Origin of the sequence: Agromyces sp. NPDC056523 (assembly GCF_042794545.1) — a bacterium.
Classification (GTDB): domain Bacteria; phylum Actinomycetota; class Actinomycetes; order Actinomycetales; family Microbacteriaceae; genus Agromyces.
Genome location: NZ_JBHTTM010000002.1, coordinates 587,261 through 608,045, shown reverse-complemented (window position 1 = coordinate 608,045; position 20,785 = coordinate 587,261). Strand labels below are relative to the sequence as shown.

Below are 20,785 nucleotides of genomic sequence, written 5' to 3'. Positions count from 1 at the left end.
GCCGGTGCCCGGAGGGTCGCGGGCGGCTGGGGTATCGTGGTGGCGATCGGCCCTCGTAGCTCAGCGGATAGAGCAGGAGCCTTCTAATCTCTTGGTCGCAGGTTCGATTCCTGCCGAGGGCGCCGGGATTGCGTCGTTCGGACGCTCAGGGCCACGAGCGGGTACACCAGCACCGAGAACAGCCCGGCGCCGACGAGCGCGGCGGCCATGCCCGGGTCGAGGTCGCCGGCGTCCACGCCGAGCGCGGTGACGGCGACGATGATCGGCAGGCCCGTCGCCCCGAAGAAGCCGGTCGAGACGCGTTCGCGCACGGTCGAGCCCTTCGGCGCGAGCAGCGCGGTCGGGATGCCGCGGGTCACCAGCAGCAGCACGGCGAACACGGGCAGCAGCACGAGGGTGCGCGTGTCGCTCACGAGCGCGTGCAGGTCGAACGTGATGCCCGTGTTGATGAAGAACACCGGCACGAGGAGCCCGAAGCCCACCGCCTCGATCTTCGCCTCGGTGATCTCGGCCTCGCGCTTCGGGGCACCCTCGAGCAGCAGCCTGCCGAGCACGCCGGCGGCGAAGGCACCGAGGAGCATGTCGATCCCGAGGAAGATCGAGAGCGCGACGAGCGAGAGCAGCACGAACATGACGAGCCGGACCACGAACTGACCGCTGGTGTGCAGGCTCGCCTCGATGGCGCGATGCAGCCGGGCCCCGTCGCCCCGCGCGGCGATGACCATCAGCACGCCCGCGATCACGGCGAAGGCGATGAGCACGAGCGCCGCGTGCAGCGGCGAGCGGCCGCTGAGGAACAGCGAGATGGCCAGGAGCGGCCCGAATTCGCCGACGGCGCCGATCGCCAGGATGGATGCCCCGAACGGCGTGCGTACGAGCCCGGCGTCCCGCAGGATCGGCAGGAGCGCGCCGAGCGCCGTGGAGGTCAGCGCCACCGCGACGAAGGCGGCGCCGACGCCCGGTTCGATCAGGAGGGCGACCGCGAGCGCGAGCGCGAGCGAGACGAGCCAGCCGACGCCCGCGCGGACGATGGGCGTCCCCCGGATCGCTGCGAAGTCGATCTCGCGCCCGGCGAGGTAGAACAGCATCGCCAGGCCGAAGTCGGCGAACAGCGAGATGAACGCGTCGGGCTCGACCCAGCCGAGCATGTCGGGGCCGAGCAGGATGCCCAGCGTGATCTCGAACACGACGAGCGGGATCGCGAGCCAGCGCCCGACGGCCCGAGTCGCGAGCGGGGCGATCGCCGCGATCGCCGGGACGAGCACGAGCGTGGACAGGTCGACGGTCACGCGGATCCCCCTCTCGCGCTGGTCGGCATGCTAGCCGACGACGGCGCCGCCGGGCAGCCCCGGTCGCCGCGACATCCGCCCGTCACATGCGTGCCGTAGGGTCGTGGCATGCGCGACCTCCAGGCCAGGATCATCGAAGAACTGCACGTCGAGCGCTCCATCGATCCGGCCGAGCAGGTGCGTCGGCGCATCGACTTCCTGAAGGCCTACCTCGCCGCCTCGGGCGCGAAGGGCCTGATCCTCGGCATCAGCGGCGGGCAGGATTCATCGCTGGCCGGTCGGCTGTGCCAGCTCGCCGTCGAGGAGCTGGGCGTTGCGGGCCGAGCCGCCCGATTCGTGGCCGCGCGCCTGCCGTACGGCGTGCAGCGCGACGAGGCCGATGCGCAGCTCGCGCTCGACTTCATCCAGCCCGCCGAGGTCGTCGACTTCAACGTCAAGGGCGGCGTCGACGGCCTCGCGAGCGATTACGCCGAGGCGCTCGGCGCGCCGATCAGCGACTTCGGCAAGGGCAATATCAAGGCGCGCATGCGGATGGTGGCGCAATACGCGCTCGCCGGCGAGGGTGGCCTGCTCGTCGTGGGCACCGACCACGCAGCCGAGGCCGTCACCGGGTTCTTCACCAAGTACGGCGATGGCGGTGCCGACGTGCTGCCCCTCTCGGGCCTGACCAAGCGACAGGGTCGCGAGGTCATGGTGCACCTCGGCGCACCCGAGCGTCTCTACCACAAGGTGCCGACCGCCGACCTGCTCGACCACGACCCCGGGCAGTCCGACGAGGCGAACCTCGGGCTGCGCTACGCCGACATCGACGAGTTCCTCGAGGGCGGCGAGATCGACGCGGCGGTGGCCGAACAGATCGAGGCGCGCTTCCTGCAGACGCGACACAAGCGCGCCGAGCCGGTCACGATGTTCGACGAGTGGTGGCAGGAATGACCGCCGGCGTCGGCCGGATGATCAGTCGGCGCTGACGGCGTCGCGGTGGCCGACCGGGCGCCGGTCGGTGTCGGCGTCGGCCACGTCGTCGTCGTCGGACGGCGACCCGTCGAAGGCGACCGGCTGCGTCTCCGCGACCGGCTGCGTCTCATCGACCATCGGCGGCGAGTACCGGTCGTGATGCTGGGTCGCCACCCAGGAGTCCTGCGCGTCGACGAGCTGCTCGCCGGGCTCGTCACGCTGCATACGCCAGCGCTCGAGGTCGTTCTTGAAGTCGCGCCGCGTGCGAGACGGATGCCGTTGCCACTCGAGCATCCGCTCGCGGAACTCGACCACCGCAGGGTCGAGCTGGTACCCGAACGTCGCCGACGCGCGCTTGAGCTCGTGGAGCTGGTGGGCGGCCCAGTCGGCCGCGACATCCGCCCCTCGGATGGGCAGGAGGCGCAGCTGGATGTCGGCCTGGCCCACGGCCCGGTCGGCGAGCACCTGCTCCTGCGGTGTCAGCGAGTTCCACACGGACGCCTCGATGGCGGCGTCGACGAGCGCCGCGACGGCCGAGTTGCGCAGCTCGCGATCGCGCTGGCGGATGATGCCGCGCACCGCGCGCCGGGCGATCCATGCCGACAGCAGGCCGGCGGCGAGGAGTGAGACGAAGATGACCGCCGCCGCGAACAGGATCGGGCGTGCGGCATCCGAGATGAGCCAGTCGACGAAGTCGTTCCACCACTGCATGTGCGCAGGCTAGCGCCGCGAGCGTCCGCCCCTCGGCAGGCCGCGCGGCGTGCCCCGGCTCGCGGATCAGCCGAGCGCGGTTCCGTGGGCCGCGTGCGGCTCGATCGCGTCGATCTCGTCGCTCGTCAGCGGGGCGGCATCGAGGGCTGCGACGTTCTGCTCGAGCTGGGCGACGCTCGATGCGCCGATGAGGGCGCTGGCGACCTGCGGCACGCGCAGCACCCACGAGAGCGCGAGCTGCGCGAGCGATTGTCCTCGCCCGAGCGCGATGTCGTTGAGGGCGCGGGCGCGTTCGAGGTAGTCCTCGCTGATCCGGTCGGCGGGGAGGAAGTGGCTCGTCGCGGCCCGAGACCCGGCGGGCACCTCGCCCGAGAGGTAGCGGTCGGTCAGCAGGCCCTGCGCGAGGGGTGAGAACACGATCGCCGATGCGCCGACCTCGTCGAGCACGGGGAACAGGCCGTCCTCGATGTGCCGGTCGAACATGGAGTATCGCGGCTGGTGGATGGTGAGCGGGACGCCCTCGGCGGCGAGCGCTTCGGCCGCGCGTCGGGTCTGCTCGGGCGAGTAGTTCGAGATGCCGGCGTAGAGCGCCTTGCCCTGGCGCACCGCGTGCGCGAGCGCACCCATCGTCTCTTCCACCGGGGTTTCGGGGTCGGGACGGTGCGAGTAGAAGACGTCGACGTAGTCGAGCCCGAGACGTCCGAGGCTCTGGTCGAGCGACGCGAGCAGGTTCTTGCGCGAGCCCCATTCGCCGTACGGGCCGTCCCACATGAGGTACCCGGCCTTGGACGACACGATGAGCTCGTCGCGGTACGGCTTCAGGTCGGTCGCGAGCAGGCGCCCGAAGTTCTCCTCGGCGCTGCCGGGCGGTGGGCCGTAATTGTTCGCGAGATCGAAGTGCGTGATGCCGAGGTCGAACGCGCGACGAACGATCGCGCGCTGGGTGTCGAGCGGCCGGTCGTGGCCGAAGTTGTGCCAGAGCCCGAGCGACAGCGCCGGCAGCTTGAGCCCGCTTCTCCCGATCTGGTTGTACGTCATCTGGTCGTAGCGATCGGGGGAGGCGGCGAAGGTCATGTGGGTAGCCTAAGGCGATGGAAAGCTTCGTTCTCGCCGGTGGATGCTTCTGGTGCCTGGATGCCGTCTACCGCACGCTTCGCGGCGTGCACGACGTGGTCTCGGGCTACACGGGCGGTTCCGTCGCCGACCCGTCCTACGAGCTCGTCTGCACCGGTGCCACCGGTCACGCCGAGGCGGTCCGGGTGGACTTCGACCCCGACGTCATCCCGCGCGAGGTGATCCTCGATGTCTTCTTCACGCTGCACGACCCGACGCAACTGAACCGCCAGGGCGCCGATCTCGGCACCCAGTACCGGTCGGCGATGTTCTTCCAGGGCGACGCGCAGCGCGAGTTGTTCGAGCAGGCCCGCGAGCGCGCGGCGGAGTGGTGGCCGGGCGAGGTCGTGACCACCATCGACCCGCTCGGCGAGTTCTACGCGGCTGAGGACTACCACCAGGACTTCTTCGCGAAGAACCCGGGCCAGGGTTACTGCCTCGCGGTCGCGCTGCCGAAGGTCAACAAGATCCGGCGGTCGTACGCCGACTACGTCGTCGCCTGAGTCCTCCTCGACAGCCGCGCGGCACGTGCGGTTCCCCACGGGCCGATCGTGAGGGCGACGGATGCCACGGGGCGAGCGCGACGCTGTGGTCAGCGGCATCCGGGGTCGTCCCGGCACGAGGGCCCCGGATGCCGCGAGTCGCCGATCCGCGGCGGCGCCGACCCGAGGAGCACATCATGACCGACCAGATCACCGTGACCGGCGCAGTGGGCAGCGACCCGCGCCACACCGTCACCCCCGCCGGACTGCCGATCACGAACTTCCGACTGGCTTCCACGCGCCGCTACTTCGACCGCGCGACCGGCCAGTGGACCGACGGCGAGACCAACTGGTACACGGTCTCCACCTTCCGCCAGCTCGCGGTGAACGCCGCCGAGTCGTTGCGGAAGGGCCAGCGCGTCGTCGTCCACGGGCGCGTCCGCGTCCGCAAGTGGCAGACCGCCGAGAAGTCCGGCCTGGCGATCGAGCTCGAGGCCGACTCGGTGGGCCACGACCTGGCGTGGGGCACGTCCGAGTACACGAAGTCGACGGCCCGCGCGTCGGCGTCGTCGTCCGAGGATTCGACCGTGGAATCCACGACCGAAGGCGGTCTCGTTGCCGATGCATGGGCGACGCCGGGCGCGGGCTGGGCTGTGTCCGAAGAGGACTCGGCACCGGAAGCCGTGATACTCGATGCCGACGAGGACGTGGTCGAGCACGTCCCCGCCTGAGGCGCGGGGCGGCGCGCACGGCCGACCCGTCGGCCATAGACTCGGCGCTGCCGAGCGAGCGATACGCGTCGGGCGACGACCGGCACACGAGGGGCGGCATGCGGCGGAGGGTGGCGTGGGCGGCGGCGATCGCCGTCCTGACGGCGCTCGCCGCCGCCGCGTGCACGTCAGGCGGTCAGGCCGATCCGATGGTTCCGGCCTCGGGGAGTCCGACCGCGACGGCGTCGGCCGGCGCGACCGCCCCACCCGGCTCCGCGCCGCCGGCCCTCCTCCCTGACGGCTCGGCGACCGACAACCTGCCCTACTTCGACGCGATCAACCGTGCGGTGATCGACGCCGATGCCGGCGCGGGCGGGCGCGCGTTCGTCGACGCCCTCGTCGCGGCGGGCTTCGAGAAGGCGACGATGGAGGTCACCGCCGACGCGACGACCATCGGCGATCCCGCCGATTCGATCCAGTTCTCGGTGCGGTTCGGGGAAGGGTGCCTCATCGGCCAGTACGGACCGCGGTCCGAGGGGTACCACAGCGGCGTCGGCTCCGCGCTCGGCACGGGCGACTGCCTGATCGGCGAGACGCGCCCCATAGACTGGTAGCAAATGGCGGATTACATCTATTCAATGGTGCGCGCCCGCAAGGCGGTCGGCGACAAGGTCATCCTCGACGACGTGACGATGGCGTTCCTGCCCGGGGCGAAGATCGGCGTCGTCGGTCCGAACGGCGCGGGCAAGTCCACGATCCTCAAGATCATGGCCGGCATCGACCAGCCCTCGAACGGTGAGGCACGCCTCACCCCCGGATACTCGGTCGGCATCCTCATGCAGGAGCCCGAGCTCGACGAGTCCAAGACGGTGCTCGAGAACGTCCAGGAGGGCGTCGGCCCGATCAAGGCGAAGATCGACCGGTTCAACGAGATCTCCGCGGCCATGGCCGACCCCGACGCCGACTTCGACGCACTGCTGGCCGAGATGGGCACGCTGCAGGAGGACATCGACGCGGCCGACGCGTGGGACCTCGACTCGCAGCTCGAGCAGGCGATGGACGCGCTCCGGTGCCCGCCGAGCGACACCCCGGTGTCGGTGCTGTCGGGCGGTGAGAAGCGTCGCGTCGCGCTCTGCAAGCTGCTGCTGCAGAAGCCCGACCTGCTGCTGCTCGACGAGCCCACCAACCACCTCGACGCCGAGAGCGTGCTCTGGCTCGAGCAGCACCTGGCGAAGTACCCCGGCGCCGTCCTCGCCGTCACGCACGACCGGTACTTCCTCGACCACGTCGCGGAGTGGATCTGCGAGGTCGACCGCGGACGCCTGTACCCCTACGAGGGCAACTACTCCACGTACCTCGAGAAGAAGGCCGAGCGCCTCCAGGTCCAGGGCAAGAAGGACCAGAAGCTCCAGAAGCGCCTCAAGGACGAGCTCGAGTGGGTGCGTTCGAACGCCAAGGGCCGGCAGGCCAAGTCCAAGGCGCGTCTCGCGCGTTACGAGGAGATGGCTGCCGAGGCCGAGCGCACGCGGAAGCTCGACTTCGAGGAGATCCAGATCCCCGCGGGTCCCCGGCTCGGCGACGTCGTGCTCGAGGCCAAGAAGGTCGAGAAGGGCTTCGGCGACCGCCAGCTGATCGACGGGCTGAGCTTCTCGTTGCCGCGCAACGGCATCGTGGGCATCATCGGCCCGAACGGCGTCGGCAAGACCACGCTCTTCAAGACGATCGTCGGCCTCGAGCCGCTCGACGGGGGCGACCTCAAGATCGGCGAGACCGTCAAGATCTCGTACGTCGACCAGTCGCGCACCGGCATCGACCCGAACAAGACCCTGTGGGAGGTCGTCTCCGACGGGCTCGACTACATCCAGGTCGGCAAGACCGAGATCCCGAGCCGTGCCTACGTGTCGACGTTCGGGTTCAAGGGCCCCGACCAGCAGAAGCGCGCCGGAGTGCTCTCGGGCGGCGAGCGCAACCGACTGAACCTCGCGCTCACCCTCAAGCAGGGCGGCAACCTGCTCCTGCTCGACGAGCCGACGAACGACCTCGACGTCGAGACGCTCGGCAGCCTCGAGAACGCGCTGCTCGAGTTCCCCGGCTGCGCCGTGGTCATCACGCACGACCGGTGGTTCCTCGACCGCATCGCCACGCACATCCTCGCGTACGAGGGCACCGACGAGGATCCCGCGAACTGGTACTGGTTCGAGGGCAACTTCGAGGCGTACGAGGCGAACAAGGTCGAGCGCCTCGGCCCCGAGGCCGCGAAGCCCCACCGCTCCACGTACCGCAAGCTCACGAGGGACTGACGTGCGACTGCACGTGCCGTCTCCACTCCGGTGGAGCGACCTCGACGCGTACGGGCACGTCAACAACGCCCGGATGCTGAGCCTCCTCGAAGAGGCTCGCATCCAGGCGTTCTGGGTGAACGACGACGGCACCGCCGAGCACGCGGTGGGCGCGTCCACCGCGGTGCTCGACGCGACGCCCGGCTCTGCCACGCTCACGCTCATCGCCCGGCAGGAGGTCGAGTACCTCGCTCCGATCCCGTACCAGCGGCTCCCGCTCGACATCGAGCTGTGGATCGGCCACATGGGCGGCGCGAGCCTCGACGTCTGCTACGAGGTCTACTCGCCGATAGCGGCCGAGAACCGGACGCTCTACACGCGGGCAGTGACGACGATCGTGCTCGTCGATGCCGCCACCGAGCGGCCGCGGCGGATCACCGACGCGGAGCGCGCCGCGTGGGAGCCGTACCTCGGCGAGTCGCTCGAGTTCCGCCGACGCTGAGTCCGCTGTCGGGTCGCGGGTTCAGCCCGAGAGAGGCTGGTCGCTGAACGAGCCCTCCCAGACGGCGCGCGTTCCGGACTCGCCGATCTGGACGATCGTCCACACGGCGCCCGCGCCGGCGCCGAGTGAGGCGATCAGGAGCAGGGCCACGATCGCCATGCGGCCCGGGCGCCTGCGTGATGGCGGCACGGACATACCGCGGTTCGCAGCGACCTCGGGGTCGGTGCGCCCGCGTCGCTCGCGGTTCTCGACGATCGCGAGCGCGCCGACGAGCGCCGCGATGGTCGCAAGCCCGATCATCCACGGGATGATGTCCTCGCCCTGGGCGGTGTGCGCCTCGATGAGCGGCGCCTCCGGCACGCGCGCCTGCAGCCACTTGCCCGCCTCGATCGTGAGGTTCATCACGCCGAGCAGCAGGAGCGCGCCGAGCAGTGTCGGCAGCCAGAGGACGCGCCGCGCTGCGGGCCACGCGCACACGACCACGAGGAGTATCGCAACGAGCGGTACGCCGACGATCATGACATGCACGAGCAGGACGTGCAGCGGGAGCCCCGCGAACTGGAAGTCGAGCATGAGCGGATCAGCCCGTCACCACGCGGTCGCCCTCGACCGCCACGGCGACTGATGGCAACGGCTTCAGCGCCGGTCCGTTGAGCACCTCGCCGGTCGCCGCGTCGAACGCCGACCCGTGGCACGAGCACTCGAACCGCTCGCCGGCGGCGGCGACCACGCAATTCTGGTGCGTGCAGATCGCGCTGAACGCGACGACCTCACCGGCAGTGGGCTGCGCGAGGAGCACGGGCTCGTCGCCGATCGTCGCGGAGATGCTGCCGCCGACCGGGATGTCGGCGAGCGCGGCGATCTCCTCGCCGGCGGCCGCGCTGGGCGTCGATCCCGAACCTGTGCCGTCCGGAGCGTCATCGGAGGGAGTGCCGCCTCCGCCGTCGCCACCTGGCGCGCAGCCGGCGAGGGCCAGCGCGCCGGCGCCGCCGAGGGCGATCGCCGTCCGGCGCGTCAGATCACGGGCGTCGTCCATCGTGCTGCCTCCTCGTCGATCCGCCGGTCCCGCGGCACTCCTGCCATTCTGCGATACCCGGGGTCCGTCGCGCTGGATTGTGCGGCGATCATCCAGCCGCGGCGCGCCGCGGGATGCGGGGCCGAGTCAGGGAGTGGCCTCCGGGTCGCGCACACGGACCATGCCCTCCTGAGCGACGCTGGCGACCAGCATGCCCTCGCGCGTGTAGATGCGACCGAGGGACAGGCCGCGACCCCCGCTCGCCGACGGCGACTCCATCGTGAACAGCAGCCACTCGTCGACGCGCGCATCGCGGTGCCACCACATCGCGTGGTCGAGGCTCGCGACCTTGAGGCCGGGCGTCGCCCAGGCCACGCCGTGCGCGCGCAGCACGGGCTCCAGGATCGAGTAGTCGCTCGCGTACGCGAGCGCCGCGCGGTGCTGTCGGGGGTCGTCGGGGAGGCGGCCGAAGGCCTTCATCCACACGGCCTGCCGAGGCATCCGCTCGCCGTCGACGGTCAGGTACACCGGCGAGGGGATGTGCCGCACGTCGAACGCGCGCTCGCTCGACCAGTACCGCGCCACGTCGTGCTCGAGGTGGCCGAGGATGTCGGCCGTGGTGGGCAGGCCCTCGGGGTCGGGGAGGTCGTCGGGCATCTCGAGCTGGTGCTCGAGCCCGTCGTCGTGGCTCTGGAACGACGCGATGAGCGACAGGATCGGCTCGCCGTGCTGGAACGCCTGCGTGCGGCGGGTCGAGAACGACCGGCCGTCGTGGATGCGGTCGACCGAGAACGTGATCGGATGCTGGACGTCGCCGGGTCGGAGGAAGTACCCGTGCATCGAGTGGATGCTGCGCTCGTCGGGCACCGTGTGGGTCGCGGCGACGATCGACTGCGCGAGCACCTGGCCGCCGAACACGCGACCGAGCGGCATCCACTGCGAGGGACCGGTGAAGATGTCCTCGTTGGTGCGCGCGCCCGTGTCGGTGAGCCGCAGCGTGCTCAGCAGGCCGTCGATCGAACCGCTCATCGTTCCTCCGTCTGGGTCCGTCGGCCGCCTCATCGCCCGCGCGGGCGGGGCGCGCTGCGGCGGGGGCCGCGCCGCTCTCTCGGTAGTCTAGACAGGCCATGGTCCAGCAATTCACGCTCGCCGACAGCCTGTCGCTCGGCGACCTTCACACCTACCTCCAGCGTGCGGCGCGCGTCGAGGACGGTGCGGTGCGCCTCGTGGCCGGCAACGGCATCCTCGCCGTGTACACCGCGATCCTGTATCCGCGCGGCATCCTCGATGAGAGCCCGACGGTGCTGGGCCTGCGGACCTTCCAGCTGTTCGAGACCGAGGACTTCGACGTCGTGGTCCCGATGCGCTCGGTCGTCGATCGCATCGTGCGCGCGCGCGGCGCGATCGGCGAGGAGGACGACGATGCCGAGGGCCGCCCGGTTACGATGACCCGCCCTCCCGAGGTGAACACGGTGACGTGGGCGGGCATCTCGCCGCCGCGCGGCGGTTGGCGTGCCCTGGGCGAGACCGATGCCGCGACGGTCGAGCGCGCGGCGCGCGAGGGCATCGACGAGGTGGCGAAGGCGATCCCCGACGGCACGGGCGAGCAGCTCGTGCAGCGCGTCCGGTCCGAGGTGTGGGGTCGCGGGATCGACGGGCTCGAGTACGTGCCGGCCGGTGCGGCGTTCGCCGCCTTCAGCCTCGGATTCCTCGGCGACGACCCGATCGCGGTCTTCGAGACCGGACCGTGGACCCGACTCAGCTCGCGGCGCGGTCACGTGCTGGTTCGTCGCAAGGCCTGGTCGCTCAAGTCGTGAGGCCGGCGGATGGCGCGGCGTCGCGCCATCCGCTCGGGATCATGCCGGCGAGCGCCCCGCGATCGCCCGCCCGGCGGCGCGCCCCGTGAACAGGCATCCGCCGAGGAACGTGCCCTCGAGCGCGCGGTACCCGTGCGCGCCGCCGCCGCCGAAGCCCGCGGCCTCGCCGACCGCGTAGAGGCCGGGCACCGGCGTGCCGTCAGCGCCGAGCGCGCGCGACGAGAGGTCGGTCTGGATGCCGCCGAGGCTCTTGCGCGTCAGGATGTGCAGCTTCACCGCGATGAGCGGCCCGGCCTTCGGATCGAGGATGCGATGCGGGGGCGCGACGCGCAGCAGCTTGTCGCCGACGAAGTTCCGGGCCCCGCGGACCGCCGTGAGCTGGAGGTCCTTGGAGTACTCGTGCGCGACCTCGCGATCGCGCGCCACGAGCTCGCGCTCGACGTTCGCGGTGTCGAGCAGCCCCTCGGGGGAGAGCCGACGCATGCCGTCGAGCAGCTCGGGCAGCGTGTCGGCGACGATGAAGTCGGCGCCCTGCTGCTTGAACGCCTCCACCGGCCCGGTCGCCCCGGCGCGAACCCGCTGGGTGAGGAGCATCACGTCCTTGTTGGTGAGGTCGGGGTTCTGCTCGCTGCCCGACAGCGCGAACTCCTTCTCGATGATCCGCTGCGTGAGCACGAACCAGGAGTGGTCGTGGCCGGTCTTCGCGAGGTGCTCGAGCGTGCCGAGCGTGTCGAAGCCCGGGAAGAGCGGCGGTGGGAGCCGTCGGCCGGTCGCGTCGAACCACATCGACGACGGGCCGGGCAGGATGCGGATGCCGTGCATGGGCCACACCGGGTCGAAGTTCTCGATCCCCTCGGTGTAGTGCCACATCCGGTCGCCGTTGACGAGGCGTGCGCCGGATGCCTCGGCGATGCCGAGCCCGCGACCGTCGACGTACTCCGGCACGCCGGACAGCATCGTGGCCGGCGGAGCACCGAGCCGCTCGGGCCACGCGGCGCGCACGAGTTCGTGATTGCCGCCGATGCCGCCGGAGGCGATGACGACCGCCGGCGCGCGGAGCTCGAACCCGCCGACCTCCTCTCGGTTGGAGCGCTCGCCGCGCGGAGCGTCGTCCTCTGCGAGGACGGCGCCGCGCACGCCGACGACCGCGCCGTCCTCGACGACGAGCTCGTCGACGCGATGCCGAGGCCGCAGCGCCACGAGGCCGGCCGCCTCGCCCGCACGCACCTTCGCCTCGAAGGGCGCGACCAGCGCCGGGCCCGTGCCCCACGTGATGTGGAAGCGCGGCACCGAGTTGCCGTGCGCGATCGCCATGCCGCCGCCGCGCTCGGCCCAGCCGACGATCGGGAAGAACCGCACTCCCTTCTCGTGCAGCCACGATCGCTGCTCGCCCGCGGCGAACTCGAGGTACGCCTCCGCCCAGCGGCGGCCCCACTCGTCCTCGTCGCGGTCGAAGCCGGCGCTGCCGAGCCAGTCCTCGCGCGCGAGCTCGAGCGAGTCGTGCACGCCGAGCCGGCGTTGCTCCGGCGAGTCGACGTGGAACAGTCCGCCGAACGACCACCATGCCTGTCCGCCGAGGTTCGCCTCGGACTCCTGGTCGAGGACGGCGACCCGCTTGCCGGCATCGACGAGCTCGGCGGCGGCGACCAGGCCCGAGAGGCCGTGGCCGACGACGATGGCGTCGAACTCGGGGTGCGGGGCGGGGGAGGGTGCGGCCACGTGGGACTCCTTCGTCTCGGGCGGGTCGCGGCATGCGGTCGGCCGGATGGCTCGAAGGATGCCGCGAGGTGCGGGGGTGGGCGGTCGCCGGGACTACTCCTCGAAGGTGTTGACCATCGCGAAGGCCGCCCGTTGGAGATAGTCCCACAGCGTCGCGTCAGCGACGGGCGAAAGGTCGAGCGTGTCGACCGCGGCGCGCATGTGCGCGAGCCAGCGGTCGCGCGCATCGGGGTTCACCTTGAACGGCAGGTGACGCATGCGGAGGCGCGGATGCCCGCGCTGCTCGCTGTAGGTGGTCGGGCCGCCCCAGTACTGCTCGAGGAACATGCGCAGGCGGTCCTCCGCCGGGCCGAGGTCCTCCTCGGGGTACATCGGGCGAAGCACCGGGTCGTCTGCGACACCACGGTAGAACTCGTGCACGAGCCGTACGAACGTGTCGCGTCCGCCGATCTCGTCGTAGAAGCTGGGGGAGGGCAGGCTCACGGGGCGTCCTTCGTGTCGGCGTCGGATGTGCCATCCGTCGCCTTCGGGTCCTTCGCCGGCTTCGCGGTCTTCGGCAACGTCGTCGTCGGTGCGGGATCGCTCGCGACGCTGCCGGCGCCGCTGATCGAGGCGGCGGCGCGCTTTGCGCGAAGCGAGCGCTTGGACGGCGGCTGGCGGTCGAGCACCGGGTTCGGGGCGGTCTTCGGCGGCTTCGCGCCCTTGACCCGCGTCACGCCGTCGAAGCCCGACAGCACCACGCTCGACAGGCTCGGCAGCTTGAGGTCCATCTCGTCGAGCGCCTTCTTCAGGCGCACGCGCAGCTCGCGTGCCACGTCGTCCTTCGACGAGGTGCGCACCTTCATGACCACGCGGATCACCATGGCTTCGGCCGACACGGACTCGAGGCCCCACACCTCGGGCTTCTCGAGGATCCGAGAGCGCCACTTGCCCGTCTGCGCCATCTCGGTCGCGGTCCGCAGCAGCGTCGTTTCGACCTCGTCGATGTCGGCCTCGTAGGGCACGGCCAGGTCGATGATCACCCGCGCCCAGCCCTGCGACATGTTGCCGACGCGCAGGATCTCGCCGTTGCGGACGAACCACAGCGTGCCGTTGACGTCGCGCACGCTGGTGACGCGGATGCGGACCTCTTCGACGATGCCCGTGGCGAAACCGAGGTCGACGATGTCGCCCACGCCGAGCTGGTCCTCGACGACCATGAACAGGCCGTTGAGCGCGTCCTTCACGATGTTCTGCGCGCCGAAGCCGAGGCCGGCGCCGATGGCCGCCGAGAGCAGCGTGAACGACCCGAGCACGTCGGGGGCGAGGATGCCGACGACCGAGAGCAGCACCACGATGAACAGGGTGACGTTCACGATGTTCTTCAGGACCGAGCCGAGCGTCCGGGTGCGCTGCACCACGCGCACGGCAGCCAGCGGCGACGCGGCGAGCGCCTGCGTATCGGTGACGTCCTGCTTGCGCTTGACGCCTGTGACGATCTGGTTCACGGTCCGCCGGATCACGAAGTGCAGCAGCCAGCGGATGATGAGCGCGATGAGCACGATCATCGCGACCTGGATCACGTCCGACAGGATGAGGCCCCACGGGGTCGCCCAGAACGCGTCGAGTTGGGAGGGGATGTCGATCGGTTCGGGGGCGGGCTCTTCGAACGGACGCATGATGCAGCAGTGTACTGAGGCCGGATCGGCGGGGGCTGGGCGGTCGTCCGACTCCCGCCGATCGCCGGTGGAACCGTCGCGTCAGGCGGCGGCGTGTCCGACCCGGACGGCGTCCCGGTCGCGGGCCGCGAGCGCGCGTTCGAGCTCGGAGAGCTGCTCGGCGACGAGGCGGTGCAGCGGAGCCGGCTCGGCGTGCGCGTCGAGCCACGCTCGTGTGCGGCGCGCGAGCTCGGGATCGATCACGGGCGCGGGGAAGAGGCGGCGCACGATGAGCGAGGCCATCGTGAAGCTGCGCTCAGACCAGACGCGCTCGAGCATGCCGAGGTAGTCGTCGACCGAGCCGGCGAGCAGGGTCGGGTCGATGGTGCGCTGCCATCCGTCGGCCACCGCACGGGCGACGTCGTTCGAGAGGGTGGTGTCGGTGGCCACGCGCCGCCACGCGGCATCCTTCACCGCCTGGTCGGGGCGCGCGGCGCTCGCGGTCTCGGCGAGCTGGCGGCCCTTCGCGGTGTCGTCGGCGGCGAGCGCCGCCTCGATCTCGGCGTCGTCGGCCGCACCGAGGGCGGCGCGGGCGATCGTGATCTCCCAGCGCAGGTCGAGGTCGATGTCGAGCCCCTCAAGTCGCACGTCGCCCGACCGCAGCGCGTCGAGCACGTCGGCGTGGGCGGGCACGCACGCGAGGCGCGTGAACGCCTTCACGAACTGCAGCTGCGCGTCCGAGCCCGCGGGCGCGAGCTCGGCGAGCGCCCACACCGCGTCGGCGGCCTCCTCGGCGAGCACGGTGCGGTGGTCGTCGGCGACGTATCGTCCGACGGCGACCTCGAGCCGCGCGAGGGCGAGAGCGCGCGCGGCGGACTGCGACTCGTGACCCACGCTCGAGACCACGAGCCGGACGAAGTCCGAGGCCGAGAGCTCGGCATCGCGGACGCCGTCCCACGCCGATCCGAGGATCACGGCGCGCGCCACCGGATCGGCGATCTCGGCGAGGCGGTCGCGCGCGGTGCCGAACGACGCGTCGTCGAGGCGGACCTTCGCGTACGTGAGGTCGTCGTCGTTCACGAGCAGCAGCGCCGGTCGCGCGAGGCCGACGAGGCCGGGCACCTCCGTGGTCGCGCCGTCGATGTCGAGCTCGACGCGGTGGACGCGCCGCAGGCGCCCGTCAACGTCGTCGTAGGCGCCGATCGCGACGCGGTGCGGCCGCAGCGTCGGGTGGGATGCCGCGGCGGACTGCAGCACCCGCGCCGACGAGATCAGCCCCGAGGCATCCGTCTCGGTCACGAGTCGCAGGGTGTTCACCCCGGCCGTCTCGAGCCACTTGGCCGACCAGTCGGCGAGTTCGCGTCCGCTCGCGGCCTCGAGCTCGGCGAGCAGGTCGGCGAGCGTCGCATTGCCGCCGCCGTGCTTCGCGAGGTAGGCGCCGACGCCCTGCTGGAACGCGTCGAGGCCGACCCACGCGACGAGCTGCTTGAGCACCGAGGCGCCCTTGTCGTAGGTGATCGCGTCGAAGTTGACCTCGACATCGCCGAGCCGCTCGATGTCGGCGACGATCGGGTGCGTCGAGGGGAGCTGGTCCTGCTCGGCCGCGTGGGTCTTCTCATCGGTCGCGAAGGTGGCCCACACGTCGGTGAACTCGGTGACGCGGGAGGTCGCGAGGGTCGACGCCCAGGTGGCGAACGACTCGTTGAGCCACAGGTCGTTCCACCACTTCATGGTCACCGAGTTGCCGAACCACATGTGGCTGAGCTCGTGCAACACCACGATCGCGCGCTGCTCCCGCCGCGCGTCGGACACGCGCGCGCGGAACAGGTACGACTCGTTGAAGGTGACCGCGCCGACGTTCTCCATGGCGCCCCAGTTGTACTCGGGCACGAAGATCTGGTCGTACTTGCCGTACGGGTACGGCACGTCGAACGCGGTCTCGTAGAACGCCAGTCCGTCGCGCACGAGGTCGAACATGACCTCGGGCTCGGCGTACTGCGCGAGGGAGCGGCGCGTGAACAGCCCGAGCGGCACCTCGCGGCCGTCGCTGCTGGCCGCGCTCGACCGCCACGAGGCGTACGGGCCCGCGATGATCGCGACGATGTAGCTCGAGATCACCGGGCCGGTCTCGAACGCCCAGGTGGCGGTCCCGGATGCCTCGTCCGCGACGGGCTCGGGGGAGGGCGCGTTGCTCAGCACGCTCCAGTGCGCCGGTGCGGTGATCGTGAACCGTACCGACGCCTTGAGGTCGGGCTGGTCGAACACCGCGTACACGCGATTCGCCTCGGCGACCGCGAACTCGGTGTAGAGGTACGTCTCGCCGTCGACCGGATCGACGAAGCGGTGCAGGCCCTCGCCGGTGTTCGTGTACTCGCGGGTCGAGACGACGCGCAGCTCGTTCTCCGCGGCGAGTCCGTCGAGTCGGATCCGGTGGCCGTCCGACACGGATGCCACGTCGAGGGCGACGCCGTTCAGGACCACCTCGTGCAGCTCGGCCGTGGTCGACTCGATGAACGTCGATGCGCCGGGCGTCGACGTGAAGCGCGCCACGGTCTCGGAGCGGAACCGCCCGTCGTCGCCCGTGAGGTCGAGGACGACCTCGTACTGCGGCGCGCTCACGACGGCGGCGCGCTCCTCGGCTTCGACTCGGGTGAGATCAGCTGCTGGCATCGATGCCCCTTCGTATCGGTGTGCCCGGCAAGCCTACCTACGCCCGTCGGTCGACCGACTCAGGAAGCAGGTCGCTCCGGAGACATCAGCCCGTGCTGGTAGGCAAGGATCACGACGTGCACGCGGTCGCGGGCGTCGAGCTTCTGCAGGATCCGTCCGACGTGGGTCTTCACGGTCGATGCCGACAGGTGGAAGCGCGCGGCGAGTTCGGCGTTGTTCAGGCCTTCGGCGATGGCGACCAGGATTTCGCGCTCGCGCGGGGTCAGCGTGTCGAGCGCGATCGATGACGGCGCCGCCGACCCCGCGGGGGCCGGCAGCTCGGCCGCGAACAACTCGATCATGCGTCGCGTGATGCGGGGCGTGAGGGTCGCCTCGCCCAGGTGCACGGTGCGGATGGCCGTCGTGAGCTCCTGCGGGCGCACGTCCTTCAGCAGGAACCCGCTCGCTCCCGCGCGGATGGCCGCGAATGCGTACTCGTCGAGGTCGAACGTCGTCAGCACGATCACCCGCGGCGCTTCCTCCGCTGCCGTCACCGCCGCCGTGGCGGCGATGCCGTCCACGCCGGGCATGCGCACGTCCATCAGCATCACGTCGATGGCCGTCGACCGAGCGAGATCGATCGCGGACGCGCCATCGGCGGCCTCCCCGACGACCTCGAACCCCGGCTCCGCCTCGAGCACCATCCGGAAGCCCGTGCGCACGAGCGCCTGGTCGTCCACGATCGCGATGCGGATGCCGCGGGGCCGGTCGTTCACGCGTTTCCCTCGCCGGTCTCGGACGCCCCGTGCAGGGTGGCGGCGAGCCGCCAGCCGCCGTTCGGTCGGGGCCCCGCCTCGAGCGAGCCGCCGTACAGCGCGACGCGCTCGCGGAGGCCCGCGAGGCCACGGCCGGCGCCCGTCATCCGCGTCGCCTGCGTCGGCCCGTCGTCCTCGACGATGACGGTCACGACGTCGTCGACGCGTTCGATGCCGACCTCGACGTGCTGAGCGCCGGCCGCGTGCCGCAGCGCGTTCGTGAGTCCCTCCTGGACCAGGCGGTACACGGCGAGCTGCAACGTCGGCTCGGTGATCGCGGGACCCGTGGTCGAGAGCCGCACCGGCAGTCCGGCCTCGCGGAAGTCGTCGACGAGCCCGGCGATCGCCGCGACGTCGGGCTGCGGGAAGCGCTCGGCGGAGGCGTCCTCGGGGCCGGTCAGCACGCCGAGCATGCGGCGCATCTCTCCGAGCGCGCCGCGTCCGGTGTCGGCGACGTTGCGCATCGCGTCGGCGGCGCGCTCGGGGTCGCGAGCGGCGGTCGCCGCGGAGCCCTCCGCGAGCGTGATCATCACGGTCAGCCCGTGCGACACGATGTCGTGCATCTCGCGGGCGATCCTCGAGCGCTCGGCCGCGGCGGCGAGCTGGGCCTGCTGGTCGCGCTCGCGGGCGAGATCGTGGGCACGCGCGATCAGGGCGTCGAGGTAGCGGCGTCGATTGCCGACGGTCACGCCGATGAGCGTCGCGATGAGCATGAAGACCGCGAACGTGATCGAGGAACCGAACGCGTCGAACTCGAAGGGCTCGACGACGACGGCGCTCCGCAGCCAGACCGACAGGTAACTCGTCGCGGCGCCGACGGCGACGGATGCGCCGAATCCCGACCAGGCCGCGCGCGAGGACACGTAGACGGCGAGGGCGTAGAGGCCGAAGAGGATCGCGAGGGTGTCGATCGATCCGGTGGGTGCGGACACGACGCACGCGACCCACGCGAGACCCATCACGAGCCAGGGACGGGTTCGCCGGAACAGCGCCAGGCCGAGTCCGGCGGCGAGCACCGCGGCGATGTTCAGCACCGCCAGCCAGGTGGGGAGGCCGACCTGGATCGTGGTGACGACGACGCCGATCACGGTCGGCACCGCGTAGACGCCGGCGATGAGCCCGTCGGTGAGACGCGGATGCCGCGACCAGAACTGCCGGATGACGCCAGGCGGCTTCGGCAGGCGCAGCTCGCCCCCGGCCCCGGTGTTCACAGGGTCGGGGGCGAGCCGCGACTCGGTCATGGACAGGACTCTACGCGTCGCGCTTCACGAGGAGCGCCGCGGCTCCGGTCGCCGACGCGGCGACCCACGCGAGCACGACGAGCAGGCTCTGCCAGGCGGTCATCGAGTCGCCGCCCGTCATGCCTGCCGGCGCGAACATGCCGGTCCCGGCATCCGACAGCAGGTAGGGGACCATCGACTGGGCCCAGTCTGCCGGGATCATCTGGAGCACCACGGGGATGACCAGGATGAGCGCGAGCACGATGCCGATGCCGCCCGCGCTCGAGCGCACGATGGCGCCGATGCCGAGCGAGAACACCGCGAGGAGCGCGAGGTACAGGGCGGCGCCGAGCAGCGGCATGAAGAGGTCGGGGTCGGTGAGGCTCGCGGAGAGGCCGTAGCCCGAGTACACCGCGGTCGAGACGAAGAACGCGCCGACGGTCGAGACGATCCCCACGACGAACGTCGCGACCGCGAGCACCGCGGCCTTCGCCGCGAGGGCCGGGAGCCTGGTCGGCACCGCGGCGAGCGTGGAACGGATCATGCCGGTCGAGTACTCGCCCGAGACGACGAGGACGCCGAGCACGGCGACGACGAGCTGGGCGAGGTAGACCCCGAAGACCGAGGACTGCACGAAGAGCTCCGTCTGCGCAGCCGCGGGCATGCCGCGGAGACCGGCCTCGCCGCCGAGGTCGCTCGTCATGGTGAGCGCCATCACGAGGGCCATGCCGAGCGTGATCACGATCACGAACAGGTACGACCAGACGGTGGAGCGGAGGGTGCGCAGCTTGATCCACTCGGAGCGGAGCACTCCGCCGAAGCCGAGCCCGGTGCGCCCGTCGCGCCGTTCGACGTTGCCGGGTGCCGGGGTGGTGATCGTGGTCATCGGAGTGCCTCCGTACGGTATTCGACCGCGTCGGCCGTGAGGGCCATGTAGGCCTCCTCGAGCGACGCGTTCTTCGGGGTGAGTTCGTGGATCGCCAGCGAGTGGCGGGCGGCGAGGTCGCCGATCGCGGGAGCGTCGAGGCCGGTGACCTCGAGCACGCCCGACTCGGCGCGCATGACGGTCACGTCCGGCCCCGCGAGCAGGTCGGCGAGCTGCGATGCGCGCGGGGATCGCACCAGGACGCGAGCACGCGTGCCGCCGGCGATGACGTCGGCGACGGGGGCATCCGTGATGATGCGGCCCTTGCCGAGCACGATGAGATGGTCCGCGGTGAGCGACATCTCGCTCATGAGGTGCGACGAGAGGAAGATCGTGCGGCCCTCCGCCGCGAGGTCGCGCACGAGCCGGCGCACCCAGAGCACGCCCTCGGGGTCGAGTCCGTTGACCGGTTCGTCGAGGATGAGCGTCGCGGGGTCCCCGAGCAGCGCCGCGGCGATGCCGAGGCGCTGGCCCATGCCGAGTGAGAAGCCGCCCACGCGCTTGCGCGCCACGGATTCGAGCCCGGTCAGCTCGATGACCTCGCGCACCCGCTGCCGGCCGATGCGGTGCGTGGCGGCCAGCGCGAGGAGGTGGTTCTCCGCCGTCCGTCCGGTGTGCACGGCCTTCGCGTCGAGCAGCGCGCCCACTTCGTGGAGCGGGGCGCGGTGCTCGGCGTAGCGTCGGCCGTTGACCGTGACGCCGCCGACGGTCGGCCGGTCGAGGCCCACGATCATGCGCATCGTGGTGGACTTGCCGGCCCCGTTGGGTCCGAGGAAGCCGGTCACGCGACCGGGGTGCACGGTGAAGTCGAGGCGGTCGACGGCGGTCTTCTCGCCGAACCGCTTGGTGAGTCCCTCTGCAGTGATCATGGCTTCGAAGCTACGGATGCCGCGAAGCGGGCACATCGGCCCCGAGGACGGTTTCGGGGCGGTGGGCGATGGTACCGAG

Annotated in this window: 21 protein-coding genes and 1 tRNA gene; 8 read left to right on the top strand and 14 right to left on the bottom strand. The window is 71.2% G+C overall.

Annotation, left to right across the window (positions count from 1 at the left end):
• The first annotated feature begins 49 nt into the window (after positions 1 to 49).
• Positions 50 to 122 (top strand) — tRNA-Arg (locus ACFQ58_RS09810).
• Here the strand turns inward: ACFQ58_RS09810 and ACFQ58_RS09805 are convergent.
• Positions 84 to 1,265, bottom strand: a complete 1,182-nt coding sequence (locus tag ACFQ58_RS09805; protein ID WP_376951120.1) for a cation:proton antiporter — start codon at positions 1,263 to 1,265, stop codon at positions 84 to 86. The two genes, ACFQ58_RS09810 and ACFQ58_RS09805, sit on opposite strands and share 39 nt — an antisense overlap.
• Positions 1,266 to 1,397: 132 nt before the next feature.
• On the opposite strand from ACFQ58_RS09805, the gene nadE reads away from it, so the two are divergent.
• Positions 1,398 to 2,222 carry an ammonia-dependent NAD(+) synthetase gene (gene nadE / locus ACFQ58_RS09800; protein WP_376950882.1) on the top strand — a complete coding sequence of 275 codons (825 nt, stop codon included), beginning with the start codon at positions 1,398 to 1,400 and terminating at the stop codon, positions 2,220 to 2,222.
• Between the two features lie 21 nt (positions 2,223 to 2,243).
• Here nadE and ACFQ58_RS09795 read toward each other — a convergent pair whose 3' ends face one another.
• Together ACFQ58_RS09795 and ACFQ58_RS09790 are read right to left on the bottom strand one after the other, a co-directional pair.
• The gene (locus tag ACFQ58_RS09795) at positions 2,244 to 2,954 is read right to left on the bottom strand and encodes a hypothetical protein (RefSeq protein WP_376950881.1); all 711 of its coding nucleotides are present in this window, start codon (positions 2,952 to 2,954) and stop codon (positions 2,244 to 2,246) included.
• A 66-nt stretch (positions 2,955 to 3,020) separates the two neighbouring features.
• Complete coding sequence (locus ACFQ58_RS09790; RefSeq protein WP_376950880.1) at positions 3,021 to 4,028, bottom strand: aldo/keto reductase; 1,008 nt, start codon at positions 4,026 to 4,028, stop codon at positions 3,021 to 3,023.
• Between the two features lie 17 nt (positions 4,029 to 4,045).
• Between ACFQ58_RS09790 and msrA the strand changes: the two genes are divergently transcribed.
• The 5 genes from msrA (at position 4,046) to ACFQ58_RS09765 (ending at position 8,040) form a co-directional block, all read left to right on the top strand.
• Positions 4,046 to 4,570 (top strand): peptide-methionine (S)-S-oxide reductase MsrA, encoded by a 525-nt coding sequence (msrA, locus tag ACFQ58_RS09785; RefSeq protein ID WP_376950879.1) that lies wholly within the window; start codon positions 4,046 to 4,048, stop codon positions 4,568 to 4,570.
• A 176-nt stretch (positions 4,571 to 4,746) separates the two neighbouring features.
• A complete protein-coding gene (locus ACFQ58_RS09780; protein ID WP_376950878.1) occupies positions 4,747 to 5,280 on the top strand; it encodes a single-stranded DNA-binding protein in 534 nt (177 codons plus the stop codon).
• A 98-nt stretch (positions 5,281 to 5,378) separates the two neighbouring features.
• A complete protein-coding gene (locus ACFQ58_RS09775; protein ID WP_376950877.1) occupies positions 5,379 to 5,873 on the top strand; it encodes a DUF6993 domain-containing protein in 495 nt (164 codons plus the stop codon).
• A 3-nt stretch (positions 5,874 to 5,876) separates the two neighbouring features.
• Positions 5,877 to 7,559: an energy-dependent translational throttle protein EttA gene (gene ettA, locus ACFQ58_RS09770; protein WP_376950876.1), complete on the top strand. Its 1,683-nt coding sequence runs from the start codon at positions 5,877 to 5,879 to the stop codon at positions 7,557 to 7,559.
• 1 nt (position 7,560) lies between these two features.
• Complete coding sequence (locus ACFQ58_RS09765) at positions 7,561 to 8,040, top strand: acyl-CoA thioesterase (protein WP_376950875.1); 480 nt, start codon at positions 7,561 to 7,563, stop codon at positions 8,038 to 8,040.
• Positions 8,041 to 8,061: 21 nt separating this feature from the next.
• Here the strand turns inward: ACFQ58_RS09765 and ACFQ58_RS09760 are convergent, their stop codons facing one another.
• The 3 genes from ACFQ58_RS09760 to ACFQ58_RS09750 all read right to left on the bottom strand — a co-directional run bounded on the left by ACFQ58_RS09760 (position 8,062) and on the right by ACFQ58_RS09750 (position 10,084).
• Entirely contained in the window at positions 8,062 to 8,613 is a 552-nt protein-coding gene (locus ACFQ58_RS09760; RefSeq protein WP_376950874.1) for a hypothetical protein, read from the bottom strand.
• Positions 8,614 to 8,620: 7 nt separating this feature from the next.
• Positions 8,621 to 9,076, bottom strand: coding sequence for a ubiquinol-cytochrome c reductase iron-sulfur subunit (locus ACFQ58_RS09755; RefSeq protein ID WP_376950873.1), 456 nt, complete (start codon positions 9,074 to 9,076; stop codon positions 8,621 to 8,623).
• Between the two features lie 126 nt (positions 9,077 to 9,202).
• Positions 9,203 to 10,084 carry an acyl-CoA thioesterase gene (locus ACFQ58_RS09750; protein WP_376950872.1) on the bottom strand — a complete coding sequence of 294 codons (882 nt, stop codon included), beginning with the start codon at positions 10,082 to 10,084 and terminating at the stop codon, positions 9,203 to 9,205.
• A 98-nt stretch (positions 10,085 to 10,182) separates the two neighbouring features.
• Here ACFQ58_RS09750 and ACFQ58_RS09745 point away from each other — a divergent pair, with 98 nt between their 5' ends.
• A complete protein-coding gene (locus ACFQ58_RS09745) occupies positions 10,183 to 10,872 on the top strand; it encodes a hypothetical protein (RefSeq protein WP_376950871.1) in 690 nt (229 codons plus the stop codon).
• 39 nt (positions 10,873 to 10,911) lie between these two features.
• Here the strand turns inward: ACFQ58_RS09745 and ACFQ58_RS09740 are convergent, their stop codons facing one another.
• The 8 genes from ACFQ58_RS09740 to ACFQ58_RS09705 form a co-directional block, all read right to left on the bottom strand.
• Entirely contained in the window at positions 10,912 to 12,591 is a 1,680-nt protein-coding gene (locus ACFQ58_RS09740; protein ID WP_376950870.1) for an FAD-binding dehydrogenase, read from the bottom strand.
• 93 nt (positions 12,592 to 12,684) lie between these two features.
• The gene (locus ACFQ58_RS09735; RefSeq protein WP_376951119.1) at positions 12,685 to 13,068 is read right to left on the bottom strand and encodes a globin; all 384 of its coding nucleotides are present in this window, start codon (positions 13,066 to 13,068) and stop codon (positions 12,685 to 12,687) included.
• A gap of 2 nt (positions 13,069 to 13,070) precedes the next feature.
• Complete coding sequence (locus tag ACFQ58_RS09730) at positions 13,071 to 14,249, bottom strand: mechanosensitive ion channel family protein (protein ID WP_376950869.1); 1,179 nt, start codon at positions 14,247 to 14,249, stop codon at positions 13,071 to 13,073.
• Positions 14,250 to 14,330: 81 nt separating this feature from the next.
• A complete protein-coding gene (gene pepN, locus ACFQ58_RS09725) occupies positions 14,331 to 16,898 on the bottom strand; it encodes an aminopeptidase N (protein WP_376950868.1) in 2,568 nt (855 codons plus the stop codon).
• A 59-nt stretch (positions 16,899 to 16,957) separates the two neighbouring features.
• Positions 16,958 to 17,653 carry a response regulator gene (locus tag ACFQ58_RS09720; RefSeq protein ID WP_376950867.1) on the bottom strand — a complete coding sequence of 232 codons (696 nt, stop codon included), beginning with the start codon at positions 17,651 to 17,653 and terminating at the stop codon, positions 16,958 to 16,960.
• A complete protein-coding gene (locus tag ACFQ58_RS09715) occupies positions 17,650 to 18,933 on the bottom strand; it encodes a sensor histidine kinase (RefSeq protein WP_376950866.1) in 1,284 nt (427 codons plus the stop codon). Before ACFQ58_RS09715 ends, ACFQ58_RS09720 begins: the two co-directional genes overlap by 4 nt.
• Before the next feature lie 10 nt (positions 18,934 to 18,943).
• Positions 18,944 to 19,798: an ABC transporter permease gene (locus ACFQ58_RS09710; protein ID WP_376950865.1), complete on the bottom strand. Its 855-nt coding sequence runs from the start codon at positions 19,796 to 19,798 to the stop codon at positions 18,944 to 18,946.
• Positions 19,795 to 20,706, bottom strand: a complete 912-nt coding sequence (locus tag ACFQ58_RS09705) for an ATP-binding cassette domain-containing protein (protein WP_376950864.1) — start codon at positions 20,704 to 20,706, stop codon at positions 19,795 to 19,797. Before ACFQ58_RS09705 ends, ACFQ58_RS09710 begins: the two co-directional genes overlap by 4 nt.
• Between the last annotated feature and the right edge of the window lie 79 nt (positions 20,707 to 20,785).

Excerpts from the sequence above, each read along its gene's own strand:
- nadE (WP_376950882.1), top strand. The coding sequence starts at position 1,398 with ATGCGCGACCTCCAGGCCAGGATCATCGAAGAACTGCACGTCGAGCGC.
- ACFQ58_RS09795 (WP_376950881.1), bottom strand. The coding sequence starts at position 2,954 with ATGCAGTGGTGGAACGACTTCGTCGACTGGCTCATCTCGGATGCCGCA.
- ACFQ58_RS09790 (WP_376950880.1), bottom strand. The coding sequence starts at position 4,028 with ATGACCTTCGCCGCCTCCCCCGATCGCTACGACCAGATGACGTACAAC.
- msrA (WP_376950879.1), top strand. The coding sequence starts at position 4,046 with ATGGAAAGCTTCGTTCTCGCCGGTGGATGCTTCTGGTGCCTGGATGCC.
- ACFQ58_RS09780 (WP_376950878.1), top strand. The coding sequence starts at position 4,747 with ATGACCGACCAGATCACCGTGACCGGCGCAGTGGGCAGCGACCCGCGC.
- ACFQ58_RS09775 (WP_376950877.1), top strand. The coding sequence starts at position 5,379 with ATGCGGCGGAGGGTGGCGTGGGCGGCGGCGATCGCCGTCCTGACGGCG.
- ettA (WP_376950876.1), top strand. The coding sequence starts at position 5,877 with ATGGCGGATTACATCTATTCAATGGTGCGCGCCCGCAAGGCGGTCGGC.
- ACFQ58_RS09760 (WP_376950874.1), bottom strand. The coding sequence starts at position 8,613 with ATGCTCGACTTCCAGTTCGCGGGGCTCCCGCTGCACGTCCTGCTCGTG.
- ACFQ58_RS09755 (WP_376950873.1), bottom strand. The coding sequence starts at position 9,076 with ATGGACGACGCCCGTGATCTGACGCGCCGGACGGCGATCGCCCTCGGC.
- ACFQ58_RS09750 (WP_376950872.1), bottom strand. The coding sequence starts at position 10,084 with ATGAGCGGTTCGATCGACGGCCTGCTGAGCACGCTGCGGCTCACCGAC.
- ACFQ58_RS09745 (WP_376950871.1), top strand. The coding sequence starts at position 10,183 with ATGGTCCAGCAATTCACGCTCGCCGACAGCCTGTCGCTCGGCGACCTT.
- ACFQ58_RS09730 (WP_376950869.1), bottom strand. The coding sequence starts at position 14,249 with ATGCGTCCGTTCGAAGAGCCCGCCCCCGAACCGATCGACATCCCCTCC.
- pepN (WP_376950868.1), bottom strand. The coding sequence starts at position 16,898 with ATGCCAGCAGCTGATCTCACCCGAGTCGAAGCCGAGGAGCGCGCCGCC.
- ACFQ58_RS09715 (WP_376950866.1), bottom strand. The coding sequence starts at position 18,933 with ATGACCGAGTCGCGGCTCGCCCCCGACCCTGTGAACACCGGGGCCGGG.
- ACFQ58_RS09710 (WP_376950865.1), bottom strand. The coding sequence starts at position 19,798 with ATGACCACGATCACCACCCCGGCACCCGGCAACGTCGAACGGCGCGAC.
- ACFQ58_RS09705 (WP_376950864.1), bottom strand. The coding sequence starts at position 20,706 with ATGATCACTGCAGAGGGACTCACCAAGCGGTTCGGCGAGAAGACCGCC.